The organism is Rhodococcus sp. 14C212, assembly GCF_011058195.1.
Lineage (GTDB): Bacteria > Actinomycetota > Actinomycetes > Mycobacteriales > Mycobacteriaceae > Rhodococcus > Rhodococcus aetherivorans.
Window position 1 is genome coordinate 1 of record NZ_JAALEH010000103.1, and the last position, 18,970, is coordinate 18,970.

At 67.0% G+C, this 18,970-nt stretch carries 15 protein-coding genes; 13 read left to right on the forward strand and 2 right to left on the reverse strand.

Going from position 1 to position 18,970, the window contains the following annotated elements:
* The coding region (locus G6038_RS26655; protein ID WP_165041339.1) for an FtsK/SpoIIIE domain-containing protein at positions 1–2,183 on the reverse strand (2,183 nt) is incomplete at its 3' end.
* Positions 2,184–3,400: 1,217 nt separating this feature from the next.
* Between G6038_RS26655 and G6038_RS26660 the strand changes: the two genes are divergently transcribed.
* The 10 genes from G6038_RS26660 to G6038_RS26705 all read left to right on the forward strand — a co-directional run bounded on the left by G6038_RS26660 (position 3,401) and on the right by G6038_RS26705 (position 15,745).
* Positions 3,401–3,727 (forward strand): hypothetical protein, encoded by a 327-nt coding sequence (locus G6038_RS26660; protein ID WP_165041341.1) that lies wholly within the window; start codon positions 3,401–3,403, stop codon positions 3,725–3,727.
* A gap of 44 nt (positions 3,728–3,771) precedes the next feature.
* A complete protein-coding gene (locus tag G6038_RS26665) occupies positions 3,772–4,200 on the forward strand; it encodes a hypothetical protein (protein ID WP_165041343.1) in 429 nt (142 codons plus the stop codon).
* The gene (locus tag G6038_RS26670) at positions 4,197–7,232 is read left to right on the forward strand and encodes an ATP-binding protein (protein ID WP_165041345.1); all 3,036 of its coding nucleotides are present in this window, start codon (positions 4,197–4,199) and stop codon (positions 7,230–7,232) included. Before G6038_RS26665 ends, G6038_RS26670 begins: the two co-directional genes overlap by 4 nt.
* Positions 7,233–7,675: 443 nt before the next feature.
* Positions 7,676–9,391, forward strand: a complete 1,716-nt coding sequence (locus G6038_RS26675) for an MFS transporter (protein WP_346772930.1) — start codon at positions 7,676–7,678, stop codon at positions 9,389–9,391.
* Positions 9,392–9,588: 197 nt separating this feature from the next.
* Complete coding sequence (locus G6038_RS26680) at positions 9,589–10,227, forward strand: hypothetical protein (RefSeq protein ID WP_240918758.1); 639 nt, start codon at positions 9,589–9,591, stop codon at positions 10,225–10,227.
* Positions 10,224–11,789 carry a peptidoglycan DD-metalloendopeptidase family protein gene (locus tag G6038_RS26685; protein WP_165041349.1) on the forward strand — a complete coding sequence of 522 codons (1,566 nt, stop codon included), beginning with the start codon at positions 10,224–10,226 and terminating at the stop codon, positions 11,787–11,789. Before G6038_RS26680 ends, G6038_RS26685 begins: the two co-directional genes overlap by 4 nt.
* Before the next feature lie 70 nt (positions 11,790–11,859).
* Complete coding sequence (locus G6038_RS26690) at positions 11,860–12,462, forward strand: hypothetical protein (RefSeq protein WP_240918760.1); 603 nt, start codon at positions 11,860–11,862, stop codon at positions 12,460–12,462.
* Positions 12,463–12,467: 5 nt separating this feature from the next.
* Entirely contained in the window at positions 12,468–13,091 is a 624-nt protein-coding gene (locus G6038_RS26695; protein ID WP_240918761.1) for a hypothetical protein, read from the forward strand.
* 207 nt (positions 13,092–13,298) lie between these two features.
* Complete coding sequence (locus tag G6038_RS26700) at positions 13,299–14,660, forward strand: cytochrome P450 (protein WP_165041363.1); 1,362 nt, start codon at positions 13,299–13,301, stop codon at positions 14,658–14,660.
* 80 nt (positions 14,661–14,740) lie between these two features.
* Positions 14,741–15,745, forward strand: a complete 1,005-nt coding sequence (locus G6038_RS26705; protein ID WP_165041351.1) for a GAF domain-containing protein — start codon at positions 14,741–14,743, stop codon at positions 15,743–15,745.
* A gap of 70 nt (positions 15,746–15,815) precedes the next feature.
* On the opposite strand, the gene G6038_RS26710 is transcribed toward G6038_RS26705, so the two are convergent.
* The gene (locus G6038_RS26710) at positions 15,816–16,307 is read right to left on the reverse strand and encodes a helix-turn-helix transcriptional regulator (protein WP_276613907.1); all 492 of its coding nucleotides are present in this window, start codon (positions 16,305–16,307) and stop codon (positions 15,816–15,818) included.
* A 1,094-nt stretch (positions 16,308–17,401) separates the two neighbouring features.
* Between G6038_RS26710 and G6038_RS26715 the strand changes: the two genes are divergently transcribed.
* From G6038_RS26715 to G6038_RS26725, 3 genes are read left to right on the forward strand one after another with little or no spacing between them, the layout of a single operon-like run.
* A complete protein-coding gene (locus G6038_RS26715) occupies positions 17,402–17,743 on the forward strand; it encodes a hypothetical protein (RefSeq protein ID WP_206025675.1) in 342 nt (113 codons plus the stop codon).
* Positions 17,744–17,772: 29 nt separating this feature from the next.
* Positions 17,773–18,246 (forward strand): hypothetical protein, encoded by a 474-nt coding sequence (locus G6038_RS26720; RefSeq protein ID WP_165041355.1) that lies wholly within the window; start codon positions 17,773–17,775, stop codon positions 18,244–18,246.
* Positions 18,243–18,542: a hypothetical protein gene (locus tag G6038_RS26725; protein ID WP_346772929.1), complete on the forward strand. Its 300-nt coding sequence runs from the start codon at positions 18,243–18,245 to the stop codon at positions 18,540–18,542. The genes G6038_RS26720 and G6038_RS26725 overlap by 4 nt, the downstream gene beginning before the upstream one ends.
* Positions 18,543–18,970 lie beyond the last annotated feature (428 nt).

The following is an 18,970-nucleotide window of genomic DNA, read 5'->3' on the forward strand; positions in this document are numbered from 1 at the left end:
GGGGGCGGTGGGGCGTCGGGTTCAGGCAGGAAGACCACTTCGGTGGGGTCGAAGGTGATGGCGGTGTTGCGGCGGCCTTCGCGGATGGTCAGCGTCGTCTCGCGCACGTCCCCGGTGTGCGGGTCGTAGGTGACCTCGACCGCGTGAACGGTGACCGCCACCAGGTGGGCGGTGCCGTCGTCGATCAGCACCGTCATCCCTTCGGTGACCTGCGAGGCCGGGATCGCATCGGCCACCTCCTCCTCCCCGTCCTCGCCGCCGCCGATCGAGGCACCGTCCGACACGGCGGATGGGGCGGTGTCGGTGCTCGGGTCACCGGCCGGGGCGCTGCCGAGGGCGATCGGCTCGGGCGCACCGTCGTGCGAACGCGCCCGCCTCGCCAAGGCGCGCTCGGATTCGAGGAACTCGCGCAGCTCGGTGCTGTAGAGCGCGAACTGCGGCGCCTCCCGCGGCGTCAGGCCGTCGATGAGAGCCTGGTCCGCGGCGGTGAGTTGGTTCCACTTGTTCGGGTGGCGGTCGACGTTCGGGGTCCACCACATCTGCGCCGAAACCGGGGTGCCGTCGGGAGCGGTGACCATGCCGCGGCCGGGGATGGAGGTGTCGACATCGCGGCCGACGTGCGCATCGCCCCACATCATCAACGCCCCGTCCTGCGACAGGTTGCCCAAGCTGATGCGGGTGCCGAAGTTGTCGCGCGCATTGCCCGAGCTCGCCCCGAACAGCGACGCGTCCGGGCGCTGCACCCCGAGCAGCAGCCGAATGCCGGCCGAACGGGCGAGCACCGCCAGATCCGCCCACGCCCCGAGCGGATCGAGTTCTTTGAGCTGCTCGCGGGTCTCTTCGTCGCCGGTCTTGGCCAGGCGCTGCCACTTGCCGGAGAGGATGAAGAACTCATCGAGCACCGCGATCAGCAACGGCAGCTCGGACGGCTCGATCTTGTTCACGTGCACGTAGTGGTTGCGCGCCATCATCTCCGCATGCAGCGCGCGCACGAGCATCGCCGCGCGCACCGCGTCGTAGACGATCGCCCCGCACCCGGGGTAGCCCTCGAGGCCGTCGAGTTCGATCATCTTCGGATCGACGCCCACGAACGGGATTCCGCGGCGGGCGGCCTCGGTCAGCAAGGTGCGGATCACCGAGGTCTTGCCGCCGCCGGTGGGGCCGACGATCAGACAGTGCGGCTTGTTGGAGCGGGTCGAGACGTCCCAGACCATCGAGGTGTCCGCGGCGGCGGTCGCGTAGGGCAGGTGCCGCAGGTTCTCGTCGACCAGGGCGAGCGGATGATTGACCCGCGTCGGCAGCGGGGCTACGAGCGTCATCACCAGGTATCCCTCGGACGGGGTCCAGGCGGTGGTCCAGTTGCGGCCGGATTCGTGCTCGCCGGCAAGCGCGGCGAGGGCTTCGTCGACTCTGGCCTGGAAGTTGGTTGCGCCGGAGTTCATCGACGGGGTGAAGGTGATCTTGTAGCCGGTTTCGACCCCGTGGTCGTCGCTGGAGGCGACCGTCACCGTGGGGTTTTTGAAGATGGTGGTGGCATCGAGCGCGGACTGCAGCGCGAGATGCCGCGGCGAGCGGGTCTCGGGGGGCACGGGGGTGCGGGCGATGAGCAGTCGATCGCGGTGGGCCTGGTGGCGCACGGTGGTGGTGTATCCGGCGGGGCTGCGGCCGACGGTGGCGCGGACGGCGGTGGTGAACTCGTCGAGTTCTTTGGGGCGCACGACCGCCCCGCGCGGCAGCCGGATGGTGGCGCGGCGGACCGTGCGCCAGCGGGTCGGGAAGCCGACGGTGATCTTCACCGGGTGATGGCGGGTGATCTGCCGGACGTGGGCGTCGAGCGTGACGCGGTGCCGGTGCGCCGCGAACCGGTACACGTCGAGGGTGATCGTGGCGGCTGCGGCGGCGATCAGTAGCCATCGGTAGCTGTGCAGGGTCGCCATCACCGAGACGGCGGACGGGTAGTCGGCGAGGGTGGTGGAGAGGCGGGGTGCGGAGCTCGCCAGGGTTGCGGCCACGAGCACGGTCGGCGACAGCGGGGTGAAGCGGCCGACGGAGCCGGCGCCGGGGGTGTCGGTGCTGGCGTTGTGGCGGCCGGCGCCGGACGGTTTGTGGCTGGGTTCGCCGACGACGTCGCGGTAGGTCTGGACCAGGAAGTCCTTGACCGGGTCGTGCTGACGTCCGCTCACGCGCCTTCCCTTTCGCTTCGTCGATCGCGTCGTGCCTTCACGGCGTGATGTCGTGACCGGGACACTGGCAAAAGCGTGCAGGGGTCTCAAAGTGGTCTGTGGATAACCGCTTTCACCCCCGTGCACAGCACGCACCTGAACGGTCCGCTGGCATCGATCGACGAGGCCTGACGACCGTGCCGACGACGGTGCGCGTCCTCCTCGCTATCGCCTCGCGCTGTCGGCGTGCCCGTGCTGCCGCAGCGCCTCGAGCGGAGGGCTTCAAGGTGCTGCCCGCCCCGCCTGGTGCGGGCGCGAATTAGCGTGTGACACCGCGCGGATGGCAGCGCCTTACCGTGCGGTGTGTGGGCGTGGTTGCGGCCGCTGCGCCGAGCCGCTGCCGCGCCCTCGCTTCGGGTCCTCCGCGAGCGGTGCAACCGCCTTTTTCCGTCGTGTCACGGCTGGGGTTGCGCGCATTATCGGTAGCGGGGCGGGCAGTGCGGTCGATGGCGCTCGCTCGAGCGCTCTGCCGGGTGGTTCCTCGAGCGCTCGACACAGCGCGTGACATGGGCGTTCCGAAACAGACTGGCGCGGCGCAATTTCCGGAACTACACTCCCCCCTAGCCCCGAAGGGGCGGGGGGAGTGACCCCTCAGGGGTGGTCTCGTGCAGCGCGTGCCGTAGCGCTTCTCTCGACCGCCCGCACACACCGCTCAGTCGAGCCCCCGAGTCACCCGCTCCGTCGAGCACCGGAACTCCACCGCTCCGTGGCGCACTCCTTGCACCTGCGTTGAGGACGTTTCACGACCGTTCCTGCCCCGCGCTCTCGCCCTGTCCGTGGCGGTTGACGCATCGGCCGCGCCCGCTCCCCGATCCGTGTGGGTCCGTGCCGTTCCCGAGTCACCGGCCCGCCAGGCGCGTGCCCCGTGCTCATTTCGCACTCGATGCAGACCTGTCCCACGCCGGCCCGAAACCGCAGTCGTCGAGGCGCTGCTGTGCAGCAGGTCGGCTCGCGCATACCGCGTCCTCCCACCGCGCCGTCTCGGTTCTCCGCGCCGCCGTCGCGCGCCGGGCGTACGCGGGAGGACGCCGCGGATGTCATTGGCACTCCGCCGATGCGCTCCCTCGTGCGCCACGTCGGTTATCCACAGGTCTGCTTGGTCCCGCGGCGGTGGCGACTTACGGTCACGCCCAGCCACGTTCGTGGTGTCCGCCCGCGCTTCACCGATGGAGAGTGCCATGTCCCTCGCGTCCACGACCGTCGATCTGACGCTGGCCACCGCGCCGTTTCGGTCCCCGGTCGGTACCGTCGCCGTCCTCGCCCAGCAGACCGAGGTCAACACCGACACCCTCAGAAGCTGGATCGAAGGCAACGTCATCTTCGTCATCTTGATCCTGATCGCGTGCGCGCTGCTGATGGGCGCGCTGCGCGCCAACCTGTCGAAGGTGCTCACCGTCGGTGGCCTGTCCGTCGTCGGCCTGGCCTATCTCGGGGTCGCCTCCAGCGAGTCCGCGGCCAAGGGCGTCGGCAACTGGCTGCTGAGCCTGCTCGGCATCAGCGCCTGACCCCCGCCCCACCCCGAAGAACCGGACCGAAAGGAGACGCCGGCGTGATCGACACCGACGACCTGCTCTACCGGGTGGACTCGCACTACCTCGGCCCCACCGGCCAAACCATGCCGATGCGCATCCGCTACACCGCGGCCGGGCTCGGCGTCGCCCTCTTCGCCGCCGTGTTCGTCACCGCCCGGGCCATCGTCCACGCCCCACTGAGCTTCAAGTCCCTGGTGGTCATGGTGGCGCTCACCGTCGTGCTCACCTCGAAGATCACCCGTCACGTCGGCCCGGACCGGCCGGTGCGCTCGGTGCTGCGCGCCGCGTGGAACGACCTGACCGCACCCCGCCCACCCAAGCCCGGGCACGCCGTCACCGTGCCGCTGCCACCGCGCACCACCGCCCTGCCCGCCGACGGTTGGGCCGATGCGGTGTTCGCGGCCGGCACCGACCGCGACGACGCGAGCGAAAGCGAAAGCCGATGACCCTGCCGAACAACGACATCGCCGCCCTCTTCGACCCCAACGTCGACGAACCCGTCCCCGTGATCCCGCCGGGCGCGCTGCCACCGTCCTGGGCCGCAGCCCGCACCACGAAGCACCTCGGGACGCCCGACCATCCCGCCCTGGCGTGGTCGCAGGCCCCGACATCCGACGTCCCACCGGTCACCGAGCCCACTCCCCCGGCGGACGAGAATCCGCCGGCGCCGCGCGCGCGACGACGCACGCGGCGCGGCCGCCGGAGCACCGCACGCGGCGCGGCCCCGGAGTGGGACCGCCAGCGGCAGGCCGCGGCCACCCGTGCCGCGCGCGAGCGCAAGGCGGTGCGGCTGGCGCTGACCGGGGTCAGCGGTCACGTCACCCGCACGCGCACCACCGCCACGGCGTGGTTCGTCCAGCCGCCCGGACCGTGGAACATGCGTCCGACCGCGCGGCAGCGCCGCTACATCCGCAACGAGGCGCTCGTGCTGACGAACCTGTCCGCTGCGGGCGTGACGACGCTGCACCGGCGGCTGGTGCGCACCCCGTGGCCGGTGCGCCAGTGGGCCCAGGCCCACGACGGGTGGGCCGAGCCGATTCCGGATATCCCCGGGGCGTTGTCGTGGGCGGACTACCTGCACGGGCACCAGCACGCGATGTTGTGGTCCAACCCCACGCTCAAGGGCCGCTACTGGGGCATCGATCTGCCCGCCCGCTCCCTGCTCGGCCAGGCGTTCGACGCCACCGCCGACGCGCTATCCTCGGTGATCGACTGGCCGCTGCTCGGCCGTCTGGCGCGTCTGGTGCGGCGGTGGGCCGACAACGCCTTCACCCGCGAGCAGGACGCCCTCGCGGAACACCTCGCGGCCGTGGAGCGGATCATGGCCGGCGACGGGGTGCGGGCGCGCCCGGCCACGACCGCGCAGATGGACTATCTGCTGCGCCGCTCGGCCACCCTCGGGCTGCCCCTCGACGTCGACGGGGTCATCGCCGGTGGCGGCGATTGGGAAGCCACCGACATCGCCGCCCTCGAGGACCTGACCGAGGTGTCCCTCGAACCGGGCGACGGCTACACCAAAGTCACCGGCCTGGTCGACGGGCGCGACTACACCGGCTACGTCATCGTGCTCACCGTCGGACGCATGGCCCCGCTGCCGATCCCGGAGCGCATGCTGCCCTGGCAGGTGATCGGCGATCCCTCCGGTGAGCCGCTCGAATGGTCCGAACGCATTCGCTTGTTCGACAAGGCCCACACCACTCGCGCGATGCGTCGGCTCACTCACAAGATTCAGGCGCAGTTCGACCACTACACCGTCGAGCACGACGAGGTCCCGCCGCAGGAGCTGATCGAACAGCACGCCCGCGCCCAGCAGGTGCTCTCCGACATCGAAGAAGACCAGTCGGGGCTGTCGGTGCGCACCGAAGGCTGGTACCGCCTCGTCGTGGTCGGCGCGACCGCGGACGACGCCAAACGCAAGGTCGCGCTGCTGCGCGAGAGGTATGCCCCGCACATCAGCCTCGAACACGAACACGGCCAGTTCCAGCTGTTGCGCGAATTCATGCCCGGCGAACCTTTGGCCAACGTCGCGCACTGCCGCCGCATGAGCGTTGAATCCCTCTCCGCCGGGATGGCCGCCGTCGGCGACCGGATCGGCGACCGCACCGGGGTGGTGATCGGCCAGACCGCCTCCATCGCCCCACGCCCGGCGGTGTGGGACCTGTTCGCCGCCCACGAACGCAAACACAAGTCCGGCCTGACCCCGATCGTCGCCGTACCCGGGTCGGGCAAGACGTTCCTGGCCGGGATGATCGTCTACCAGGCCGTGCGCGCCGGTGCCTACGGGGTGATCCTCGACCCGTCCGGGCCGTTGAAGGCACTGGCACACCTGCCCGAGTTCCGGGACATCGCCGACGTTCACGCCTTGACCGGCCGCACCTCCCGTCCCGGCTCCCTCAACCCCTATCGGGTGATTGTCGATCCCCGCCGCGGGGATCCCGAATACGACCCGACCGGCCCGGACTACCGGCGCGATACCGATCCGGACGCAGCGGCCGCCGCCCAGTACCACGCCGATGTGCGGGCCGCAGAAGCCGAGCGGATCTCGGTGGCGGTGTCGGTGCTGAAAATGATGCTTCCCCCGGCCCGGTTGGAGATGGAGCTGGCCGAGTCGGTCCTGCACACCGCGGCCAACCGCGTCGGCGGGCAGCGGCACCACAACCTGCGCGAGGTCCTCGACCAGATCCAGGCGATCGCCGACACCGACGAAGACCTGGCCATGCGCACCTGCGCGCGCAGCCTGTTCCAGGATCTGGATGTGATGTCCAACCTCGCCGAGGCCCGGGTGCTGTTCCCCGAAGACGGCACCGGCGGCGGGGACGTCGACGACTTCGCCAGCGACGTGCGACTGACCGTCTTGACGATGCCCGGTCTGCAGCTGCCACCCGAAGGGGTCGACGCTGCGCAGTGGACCCCGCAGCAGCGCATGAGTGGTCCGCTGATGCACATGGCCGCATGGTTGGCCAACCGCCTGGTGTACGAAAAGCCTCGCCAGGTACGCAAAGTGCTGTTCCTCGACGAAAACAAGTACCTCGAATCCACCGGCGCCGGCCGCACCCTGAACCTGCGCATCGCCCGCGACTCCCGCAAATGGAAAGTCCGCGCGCTCGTGTGCTCCCAACTCCCCGACGACTACCTCGGCACGGGCGGCACCGACGACCGCTCGGCCCTGGCATACGAGGTGATCATCGGCGACCTCGGCGGCAACGCCCACGCCATCGAAGGCGCCCTCAAACTGCTGAACCTGCCGCTCGGGCAGGGCTACGAATCGATCCTCGCCGATCTCGGCGGCGGTGGCGAGGACACCCTCGATGAGGACACCGACACCAGCTACCAGGACCAGGCCCGCCGGTTCATCGTCAAGATGGCCGACGACATCGAACTGATCCGCTCGGACTGGACCCACTACGTCCACCTTGCCCACGTATTCGAGGCGTTGAACTCCAGCACAACCCACAACGCGCTCGGCGGTCCGTCGTGAGCATCGCGGCCACCCCTCTTCTCCCTGCGCGGCCATCGCGAGCAGCTGCCGGCCGTTGGGGACGCATCGTGGCTGTCCTCGCGCTGGCTCTACTGCCCCTGCTGGGTCCCGCTAGTCCGGTCGCTGCTGCGGGAGGGTTCGATTGCAAGGATGTCCCGCAGCCCGAATTCCCCAACAGCGCCTTTCCGAGCCTGCTCGACTCCACCAGCGCCGCCCAAGAGCCAACGGAAGGCGGCACCGGGTACCAGACCTATGGCTGGGCCGGGCTCGAGTGGTACACCTACGATTTGGGCTGCGGTGAAGACTTAGTCCGTGCTCCTGACGCGGTCAGCGATACCGCTCTGGGCAATACGTTCTTGACCATCGGCAAATCTCTGGCGGCAGCTGCGTTCTGGCTTGACGACCAGACCCAGACCACCACAGAAGGTGACCGGCCGTCGGCCATGCAGCAGTTCGATGAGATCGTCGTGTCGATCTCACGCGGCATGTCCGAGATCTACGCGTTGTGGATCGGGATCGGACTCACCGTAGTGGCCGCAATCATTCTGTGGAAGGCACTCAAGGCCGACAGCGCAGGCGTTACCCGCACCGCGGCGCTGGCTGCCGCTGCGTTGACACTCGGGGCGTTGATGGTCGGGGCCCCCCAGAAAGCCATCGAAGTCACCGACGAGACTTTCGGGTCGCTGATCACCGATACCCAAGACCAGATCTTCTCGGTCTCATTCGGCGGCGGTGGCTCCGGTACCCTCGTAAGCGGACCCACAGACCCACGCAATGTGTTGTTGGACAGAGTTTTTCTCGAGGACTGGCGCAAAGGCTGGTTTGGCAGCAACTACGACGACGACGTGAACCGGTTGGGCCCAGATCTGCGGGATGCACTGGCGTTCACCTACGCACAGCAGCGTCAGGTCAGCGGCAACGCCAATGCCCAGAACGCCCTCGCCGAGGAAAAAGCCGAAAAGTTCCGCCAGGTGGTCGACAGCCTGGGCGGTGACAACACCACCGGGACAAACCTGTCCTACAACACCTTTCAAGGAAAGGACTCCGGCCGCACCGGTATCGGTTTGATGGCCATGATCAAGCTCGGCCTGCCGTCGATTTTGTGGATCGGGGCGTCGATCCTGAAGATCACCGCGCTTCTGGCCATCCGATTCGCCATCCTGTTCGCGCCCATCTGGGTCCCACTCGCAGTCGCCCACGGCGGCACCCTCGAACGAGTGATGCGGATGCTGGCCTCGGCCTACATGTGGGCCGTCGCTGGCGCTGTCATTGTCGCGCTATACCTGATGGCCTTGGTACAGCTGTATATCACCGACAACGACCGCATGGACGGCTCATGGCGGCTGTGGTTCATGATCCTCCTCACCGCGATCTGCTGGTTCATCATGCGTCCGTTCAAACGCCTGTCCCAGACGTTCACCGCCAATCACGCCAGCGTCTTCAACCGCAAGACCCGCAGTGCCCAGCAATCGCTGAAGCACAAGCTGTTCACCGGTGCCAGCGCCGTCGTGGGCGGCCCGGCCGGCACCGTCGCTGAAGAGGCCGTCGGAGCGCTGCGCAAGGCCACCCGCGGTCGTGCCGCCGAGCGTGACCTCGAACAGGACTCGGTCACCCCAATCCGCCCTGAAGGACGCGACCTCAACCACCGACGCCAAGTCGATGCCACTCGCGCTCGCGCCGACGCTCACAAGCAAGCCCTCAGTCGGATAGAGCGGCTGGCAGCGTCAGGCGTGTCCGACCAGAACCGGAACGCTCGCCACGCCGGCATCGCCGCCGCCGGCAACGCGGCAGGCCGGGACAAGCCGCATGACCCCGAAACCGAGCCGGCCACCGACCACGGTCTCACCCCGCATCGTCAGGTCAGCCAGACGCGCGTCAACGATAACGAGACCGATCGAACCGCGCGACGACAATCTGCGCCGACTGGGGCCGGGATAGGTCAGCGATGGGACGGCGGGGAGCAGGCGGCGATCGCGCCGATGAAGGTCTACACGCCACGCCGCGGCAGAAGCTCCTCCGAGGGAGTCATCCCCATGGTGGCGATCCCCGCACCGCGCCGCGCCCAGGACATGCCTTCAACGTCTGTCCGGTTGTGGGATGCCTCGTTGCACCGTTCCGACCGTCCTGCACCTGGTCACGACTCAGACAGGTACGGCTGATGGCGACCTCCCCCGGTGGTCCCGTATTTGCCCCACTCCGCCGGTGGGTGCTCTACTCGCGCACCAATTTGGCCCTCGCGGCCTTGGCGACCATCGTGGCGCTCTTCCTTATCGGACAGGTCGTCGGGGAACCACCTCCCGTAAGACAGCCAGATTCGCACGACTCTGCTGCATCAGTCCCCGCAACCACCGATGCAATGCCGGTCAGCTACGAGCTGGTCGAAGTCAGCGAATCAACTGTGGCCGGCAAGACTGCACAGTGGACCACCTCCAACGCACCGGCCACGGCCATGGCATACCTGCACACCTTCCTCGACCCATCGCTCTCGGACGCCGACTGGATCAATCGGCTGGCCCATTACACGGCCGACGAGCCCGGCGTATCGTTTGCTGCCGCACGCCCCCGAGTGCCGGTGGCGATCACCGGGTCCACCCGCAGTGAGCTGGTCACAGGGGAATCGGGCCAGCGCCTCGTACGTATCACCATCCCGACACAGACGGGGCCGGTGCGGATCACTGCCAAAGTTCTCGGCACCAGCTCCGGCCAGAAATGGGCCGTCGATACGCCCCTGCCCACCGTCGACCTATCGACAGTCGCAGCACTCGATCCCTCTGCCGTCGCCGCCCCCACCACGACTTCGTTGGCACCTACGACAACCTCGGCATCGCCTTCCACATCGGCTGCACCTCCCTCCACGTCGACACCGCCCATCGCCACATCGGCATCGTCCTCGACGTCCAAGGAAGAACGCACCGAGCGTGTCCCTGATCCGGTCCCCGTCCCAGGGCCGCTACCCATCCCTGAACTCGACACCCCGATCCCCGGGGCACGGTGAGCATCCGGCGCGGCGCGCGGGCGCTTCTACTGACCGGTGCCGCAACGGTGGTCGTCGCGTCCACCAGTTGTTCTCTCAACCAGGTGCCGGTAGTACCGAAGGACCCGTGCCGGACGGCTCCAGCGCACTCCGGCCGTATGGGCGGTGCGAGCGGGACTACGCTCGAGCCGTCCGGTCCCATCCAACAGCCAACAGCCGAGGGCACTACCCGGCTCACCTCGGGCTTCGGACCGCGATGGGGCACCGAACACCGCGGCATCGACCTCGCCGGCCCGGTCGGGACACCCATCTATGCCGCCCTCGACGGGATCGTCGTCGAATCCGGCCCAGCCAGCGGGTTCGGCAACTGGATCGTCATCGACTCCCTCGTCAACAACCAACCCGTCTCCACCGTCTACGGGCACATGTATCCCCACGGCCTGCGCGTGCGGGAAGGACAGCACGTCACGGCGGGCGATCACATCGCCGACATCGGCAACGACGGCCAGTCCACAGGTGCGCACCTGCACTTCGAATACTGGGAAGGCGGCCGCCTACAGGGCGGCAAGGCCATCGACCCCCTGACCAAGCTCGGCGGCGCACTCGCCGCCTCAGGTCCATTCGGTGAGACGGCGAGCTTGTCGGCCGACAGCTCAGGGCAGTCGCGCCTCGACTGCACCGGATTCGGAGTCGCCGGCGCCGGTGACCTCGCCGCCGGGATGGTGCCGCCGGAGTTCGAGCCGTGGGTGCGCACAGCCGGCAGCCTCTGCCCCGGCATCCGCCCACCGCTGCTCGCGGCCCAGCTGCATGCCGAGAACCGGTTCCGACACGGAGCGAACGCGCCGATCTCCCCGGCCGGCGCGATCGGCCCGGCGCAGTTTATGCCGGCTACCTGGAACACCTGGGGCAAGGACTACGACGGCGACGGCAACTCCGACCCGAACTCGGTCGGGGACGCGGTCATGGCCCAGGGGCACTACCTGTGCGCGCTCTACGACCAGGTCGAACGCGCCCGCGCCACAGGTCAGATCACCGGGGATCCGGTCGAACTCTCGCTGGCCGCATACAACGCCGGGTTGGGGGCAGTGCGCTCCTACCGAGGCATCCCACCGTACGCCGAGACGCAGAACTACGTCGCCAAGATCATGGCCGGTAAGGCTCGGTACGAATCACCGGCGGCCGCCGGACGGCTCGTCCCCAGCGGCTGGCGCGACGGCGCGCAGGTCGTCGACGCGGCCCGCCAGTATCTGGGCACTCCGTACGTGTGGGGCGGCGGCGGCACGTCCGGACCGAGCGACGGCGGGTTCGACTGCTCCGGATTGACCAGCTACGCAGTGCATGCTGCCAGCAGCGGCACGGTCACCTTGCCCCGCACCTCCGAGCAGCAGTGGAGAATCGGGACTGAAATCCCACTCGGCCAGGCCGAGCCCGGTGATCTCGTGTTCGGATCCTGGGGCCCGAACGGGCCGGGACACGTCGGCATCTACGCCGGCAGTGGTCAGATGGTGCACGCACCGACCACCGGGGAAGCTGTCCAGGAAGCCCCGATTCAGCTAGGAATGAAAGCCCGACGGGTGATGTGAGCGATGACGGGACGCGTCGTTTGTTCTCGTCCGGGGCAATCGTGGAAGTTCGACGTATGGAGCTCTAGCCATGACAGTTCACAAATTCGTTCTCCTTGGGAGCCTTGCCGGAGCTGCAATTGCGCTGGTGGCTTACTCCGTGTTGGGCCACGACGACACCGGCAACGTCCATACCGCAGTACCAACGGCGTCGCCGCACGAAGCCATACCGACCACCTCCCCGGTTGAAGCCACGCTACCCGATATGGACTCAGCGGAGCTGGACCAATCCGATGCGGCGTTCGAGGCAGAAAACGCTGCGCACCAGGGGCTTACCGTGGCGTTCACCTGGTACCCGGAGACTGACGCCACCGCCAATGATGCCTTCGCCCGCGCGCGCCCCTGGCTCACCCACTCCCTCGCCGAGCGCATGCTCGTCGATGCACGCACCGAACGCGGCCCCAGCATGCAGTGGGGCCAGTGGGCCAGCAAGGGAACCAAAGTCGTCGCTGACGTGAGTCTCGGCTGCTCAGGATGCCCGCCGGACAGCAGCACCGCAATCCGTCGTGTGGCCACCATTAGACAGACCGCGATCACGGCCGACCGTACTGAAGCCGTCGACTCGGACATCACCGTATGGGTGACGTTGACCAAGAACGTCGATCAATGGCTCATCGACGAGATCCACTATTAATCGCGATGTTCAGCAATACTCACCGACCTGATTGGAGCGACTACCTCATGACCCGGAAAGCCTTTGCCATCGCGCTGATCACCGCTGCCACAGCAGTCGGTATGGTCGCGTGCAGCAGTGAAACCACAGGAGAGAACGTCCCCGGCGGTCCAATCACGACGGTGGCTGACGCGCCTGTTCGTCCATTTGATAGCAGTGGGCTCATTGCGCAGGTTCAGCGCCGCAACGTCACTGCAATTGTTGAGACCGTTCGAGCACGCGGCGGCAACGACGATGACGTCCTTGCCGCTTTAATCGCGGGAAAGGCGGAGACCGAGTGGCTTTCCGGTGGCTCGAACGGTACACCGGGAGACTTGCAAGACATCTACGGCTGGTGGTTCAGGTACAACCTCGCCGTCGACTCCACAGACGCCGTCGTTGCCGCGACCCACTCCTTCATGGATGTCGCCGCTACTGTGACCGGGAACGAAAACGACCCGGTCGCGTACTCCCTGGCTGTCCAACACGCTGATCCTCGCCGATATGACGAGAAGTACCACTTCCCCCGAGAAGGACACACCCCTGAAGCGGCATATGTCGAGGCGCTGCCAATCGCTCAGGCTGCACTCGCGGAACTAGCCAACCAGTAGGGGTTCAGGCACGACCACGGACGCGTCTGAAGAGTGACTGTTTCTGGAGATAATCACCAACCTCACGTCTTGGGGATAGGGCAGTGGATTCTGCGGTTCCCGATATGGTCCGGCAGACTCGGGTCTATGACTTCAGTGGGGAGCCATGCCTCGGAGAACACAAACGCCAACGCCAGGGCAGGGAGCAGAGAACAAGTGAACATCGAGATGCCGCATCCGTCGTGGCGGTTGCCGCTCCTCGGAGATGTACTGCGCCTGGATCCTCGGCGACCGGTACAGCGCGAGGCACAGTTCGTGCGCGAGCTCGGGGACGTGTTCGAGATCAGCATCGTTGGCCGCAAGGTGGTCGTGGTCGGTGGAGGCGACGCGGCAGCGGAGGTTTTTGACGAATCCCGGTTCGCCAAAGCGATCGTCCCACCGGTGAGCAACCTGCGCGAGCTGGCCGGGGACGGGTTGTTCACCGCGTTCAACAGTGAGCCAGCCTGGGCCCAGGCACACAACGTGCTGATGCCGTCGTTCAGCCAGCCGTCGATGCGCAGCTATCACGATGTGATGGTCGAGTGTGTCGATGGGCTGTGCGAATACTGGGCCGATCAGGCCTCCCACGGTCCGGTGGACGTCTCCTCGGATATGAATCGCCTGACGTTGGAGGTCATTGGACGCACCGGCTTCGGGTACAGCTTCGACTCGTTCTCAGCCGGTCGGCATCCGTTCGTCGAGTCGATGACGCGGGCGCTGTCGTTCGTGTCGCAGTCGGCGAACGATCTGCCGGTCATCCGGGAGATACTCGGGTGGAAAGCGCTGCGCCAACATCCGAAGGACATTGCGCTGATGCACCGCACGGTCGACGAGGTGATCTCGGCACGCCGCAACGGCCAGTCACCGCGACAGGACGACCTACTGCAGCGGATGCTGGAGCACCCGGACCCGGAGACCGGTGAGCTGTTGTCGGATCAGAGTATCCGCAATCAGGTGCTGACCTTCCTGGTGGCCGGGCACGAGACGACGGCAGGTCTCCTGTCGTTCGCGCTGCACTACCTGTCGCTGCATCCCGAGATGGTCGAGCGAGCGCGGACGGAAATAGCCCAGGTGCGTGACGGCAGCGGCCCGCTCCGGTTCGAGCAGGTCGCGAAGCTGCGCTACCTCCGCCGTATCGTCGACGAGACATTGCGGCTGTGGCCGTCCGGCCCGGCGTTCTTCCGCAAGGCTCGGACGGACACGACGCTGGCCGGCTACCCGATGAGCAAGGGCCAGACGGTTCTGGTGGTGTTGCTGGCGTTGCACCGCGACCCGAAGCTGTGGGGCGAAGACACGGAGACCTTCGACCCGGACCGGTTCCTGCCTGCAGCCGTGCGTGCCCGTCCGGCCCACGCGTACAAGCCGTTCGGGGTAGGGGCTCGGGCCTGCATCGGTCGGCAGTTTGCGCTGCATGAGGCAGTCCTGGCCTTGACGGAGATCCTCACCCGTTTCGACCTCGCGCCGGTACCGGGCTATGAGATGTCGGTGACCGAGTTGTTGACGATCCGGCCGGAGAACTTGCGGTTGGAGCTACGCCCACGTGAGCGATAACCCACTTAACGGTCGATCAGTTTTGTTCTGGTTATAATGCCACCCTGCATCGAGAGCAATAACAAGGACGGGGGTCCTCGATGGGCACGTGGCATTTGATCGAAACGTTGGCCGAAGGCACGGCAACCCTAGTTGCATCCGACGGTCAGCCGAAGGAACTGACCTCAATTCGGCGGCTGTCCCCAGCACCAGACATCCTGCTGGAACCGCTGGTGGCGCACGTCCGGCAAAGCCGCGCGCCGTTCGACGGGGTGTTGGCCTCGGCGAAAAAGCGACAGTCGTGGCGGATCCATGCCTGGCCGATCATCGGTCCGTTCCGCGATGTCCACGGCATTCATCTGTGGATCGGAGATCCGGACGAGGAACCTACGAAACGGCGCCTCACCTCGGGCGTTGCCTGGATGGTCAAGGAGATGCTGATCTACCAGACGTGGGAGTCGGGGGCGATGTCAGGCACACTGCTCGAGGACTGGCTACCCACGGCCACGCCTGCGGACTACATCAACCGTGCAATCCACTTCGAGCAGGAGACCGACTTTCTGAACCTGGTGCTCAACCCGCGACCTGGAGGAGTGCTGAGCACCTGGTTCTCGGTCCGCCACGACCAGGGCCACGCAATGCAGTGGCAGGTCGTGCTGCGCTCGATGGAGGACAGCTCCGGGGTGCGGGTGCTCTACCACGACATGTCCGATGCACGCCCGCCGTCAGCCCCTTCCCTCGCAGCTCTCGGCCTGCGTGATGGCCTACTGGGCGCGGAGGTGTACGTTGCGCTGCTCGAAGCCCGGCGAGGCATCATTGCGATGTGGATCGGTCGGCCAGCGCCATGGGTGGAATGGCAGTATTCGCACGTGACCGGCCCAGTAATCTACCCAGAGGATCTATCGCGCCTCCAAGAAGCAGCCCGGTGCATTGAGACCGGTGAAGCGCCCGAGGTCACCGAGCTTGTCCGACTTCATGGAGCCGGCGGCGCGTGGGTCAAGGCCACCATGACGCTACGTCCGTTCAAGCTGCCCAATCGGCCACCTCACGCAGATCTCCTCCTCGCCCAGATTGCTCATGCCGACGGCCCTGAGCCGATCCAGTAGGGCCGGAACTCATAACGGCATCGACACCAGTAGCTCATCACGACACGTGGAGATATTTTAGGGAGCCTTTCTAAAGTCGACGCATCTCGTCCTGGCGTGTCGCCCGGTCACGCTCCCATACCGTCTTGATAAGCGAGGGCTTAACGCCATACAAATTCGCCATCTCGTTGGCCCGGCTCTTGTCGTAATCCTTGCGCCCTTTCTCGATACGGCCGAGCACTGTTGCAGAGATGCCGAGTGCACGAGCAGCTCCCTCTTGCGTGAAGCCGGCTAGCGCCCGGAGATCTCCCAGAGACTGTCGCGCCGAAGGTATGGGGGCCAGGTCGGGGACGGTCACGTTGAGGACCTCCGCAACACGCTTCAGCAGAGGTGGGGTAGGCGAAGCCCTCCCGGTTTCCCATGCGGAGACGGTCTGCTCAGAGACACCTGCCGCGTCGGCAAGGTCAGCCATGGTGAGATCAAGAGAATCACGGTACCTGCGCAGGCGAGCCCCGCTGAAGCCACGCATCCCGCTTCGTGCCAACTCCACTCCCAGGTCTTCGGTACTTCCGCCGCGCACCATTGTGCCGCCCGGGTGAGCCACTTCAGAACGCTGGTGTTTAGAATTATAGGGTGTTATTCTAGGGTTCAAGTCAAGGAAGTCCTGCTACAAGAGGAAATCCAGGGAGGAGAGGCAGCGATGGTGTTGCACGACTCCAGCGACTCTGCCTACCATCCGGCCGCGCCCCTAATGGGGTTTCCCGAGGTCTGTCGCGGTCGGCCCGGACGTAGCACCAACGCAATGGCGGAGCTCTACCCAGAGCTGGCTACGTAGTCGGGGGACACATGCACATCACCGTTCGTCTGGGCGTTCACCTATGCCCTATGTCCTTTGTCGCATTTCACACGTCGCGCGGGCGACATCACTGCCACCTTTCCTCAGAAGCCGCAAGGCAACCGACGGCAGCCCGCGAAGTTATGGAACTCCATCCGGATGCAGCGCTGCCCAGCACGAGTCTCATATTGCGCGACTCCGGATTCCATTCATCGGCGGACTGCGCCGTTCCTGACTCTCCAAAAGATGCCAGCCCGTTGATCTCTCGAAGACAGAAAGGAGCGCGCGCATATGGGGGGCGTGGTCCCCGGCTGTTCTCAGCAGCCGGGGACCACGAGCCATCCGACTGTTCTCAGCAGTCGGAGAAGCAACGAGACCCCTGGGTTCATGGCCCAGAAGGTCTCCCGTGCAGAAATGAGGACTCTGCCATGCATACGTTAGCTGGTGCCCGCGTGGCACGCCTAGATCCGGCTCGCTATAGCGACCAGACGCCACGGACGCCGGGGGAGCTACACCGGATCGTGGCTGCTCATACTCGCACCGACTCGGGTGAACGCTGCTCGTCGTGCGGGTTCGTCTATGACAAGACCCATCCGTTGTGCCCGGAGGCCGCGAAGGCACTGCGTGCGCTGGCCGGCCGCAGCCCCCGGCAGCACAGGACCGGCGCGTCTCCGTTGTCGACGTATTCGGACACGGATCTGCTTCGTCTGGCTGGGCAGCACCGCCCGGCACGTGGTGGACATCGGTGTGCGCGCTGCGGCCTGTCGTATACCGGCGGGTGCGCGGAGTGCCCGACGTTGCGGGCTGTGCGTCTCGAGCTCGAAGCGCGTGGGTTCGTCCCGATGACCGGCCGTCCCGGTCGGGGCCTGTGCGCCGGTAAGGGCCGGTTGTGGGAGATCGAGGGCAACGGCCCGACGGAGTGGAAGCGGGCAATCGACACCTGCTACGGGTGCCCGTTGTTCGCCGCCTGCCACCGGGCCATGAACAGGGCGGTACAGCGTGGTGAGCCGCCGGCCTCGCTGATCATGGGCGGGATCGCCTTCGACTCGAACGGCAACGCCATCCCCACCGCTCAGCTCGATGCGTACAGTCAGCGACGCGCCGGCAAGGGCATCTCGAACCGCCCACCCCGCGATGCGACGGCACAGCTTCCGGACGGTCGGATCGGGGCGAGGGCGGCATGAGGGGTGCGGTTGCCGACATGGTCTTGGCGATGGCCGATGGGCGGCTCGAGGCCCCGGCGCCGGATACCGCCGATCCGGTCCAGCGGTGGGAGTGGTTCGCCGATCTGTACGCGCACCCCCGCTGGGGCCTGGCCGCCGCCGTATCCGCCTTCCCCACCGATCTGGGTGGTGTCGTCGCGGACGCGTGCCGCGCGGTGCCCCACCAGCACGGCGACGATGTGTTGGTTGCCGAGCGGTGGGGGTGGCTGGCGCACCGGGCGCGCACCCAGTTGAAGCAGACGGTGTCGGTGGCTGAGTTGCACGCGTGGAGCGCGATCACCTTCACCGCCCTCGACGCCGACGATCACCTGCACGGTCGGCCGTTCGGCGGCACGGAGACGGTCACCACCGTCTTCAGCGCGGTCCTGGCCGCGCAGCCCCCGGAGGTGGCGGGCGAGCTCATCGCTGCCGCGGTCGACGCGTGGTCGGCTCGGTGCCTGCAGGGGGCGGGGTGGACGGCGTGACCGGCATTGTCTGTGTCGATCGCAGCGGTCGACGCTGGGCCTTGGTGCCGGTCGGTGGCACGGTGCGGGCCCGGCTTGTCGACGGCACCTGCTCGCCCGCGGTGATGGCGGTCGACGAACTCGTTCGCGTTCATGGGCCGCTGGTCCTGTCCCTCACCGCGTACCCGCAGCGCGCCGGGGCGTGTGCCGCGTTCGTCGACACCGTCGATCTGGTTGCCTCGGATCCGGAAACCGCGTCGGTAGAGCAGATCCGAGCGGTCAGCGCCTTCGCCCGCCGGATCCTCACCGCGGACTGACCCTCCCGGTGACGCCCCGTGTGCGATAGGGCCCGGACCCGACCCACCATTCACGGTCCGCGACACCCTCGTTCGCTCGTGTCGCCCAGCCGTACCCACCACCGGGAGAGGGTCTTCTCCCCGGTGAGTCTCTATCGCCATGCCGTGATACCCAATTCCACAGCGCAGACCCTCACCACACGCGAGAACACCACCGCTTCAGTGGTTTCGGCTCAGAAAAACCTCTGGGGAGGACCCGAGTGGATCCTCCCCGTCTCGCAGCGACCGCCTTCGCCGAGCGGGCCCGCACTGTGAGGGTGAGTTTGCGGAAGTAGCCGCTTCCTCAAACTCGTACTGCCACATCCCCGAAGGGACATACCTTGCCAGGTACGTCTCAGGGTAACGCACACCCTGAACCGGACACAACGAACCAACCCACCACCACACCC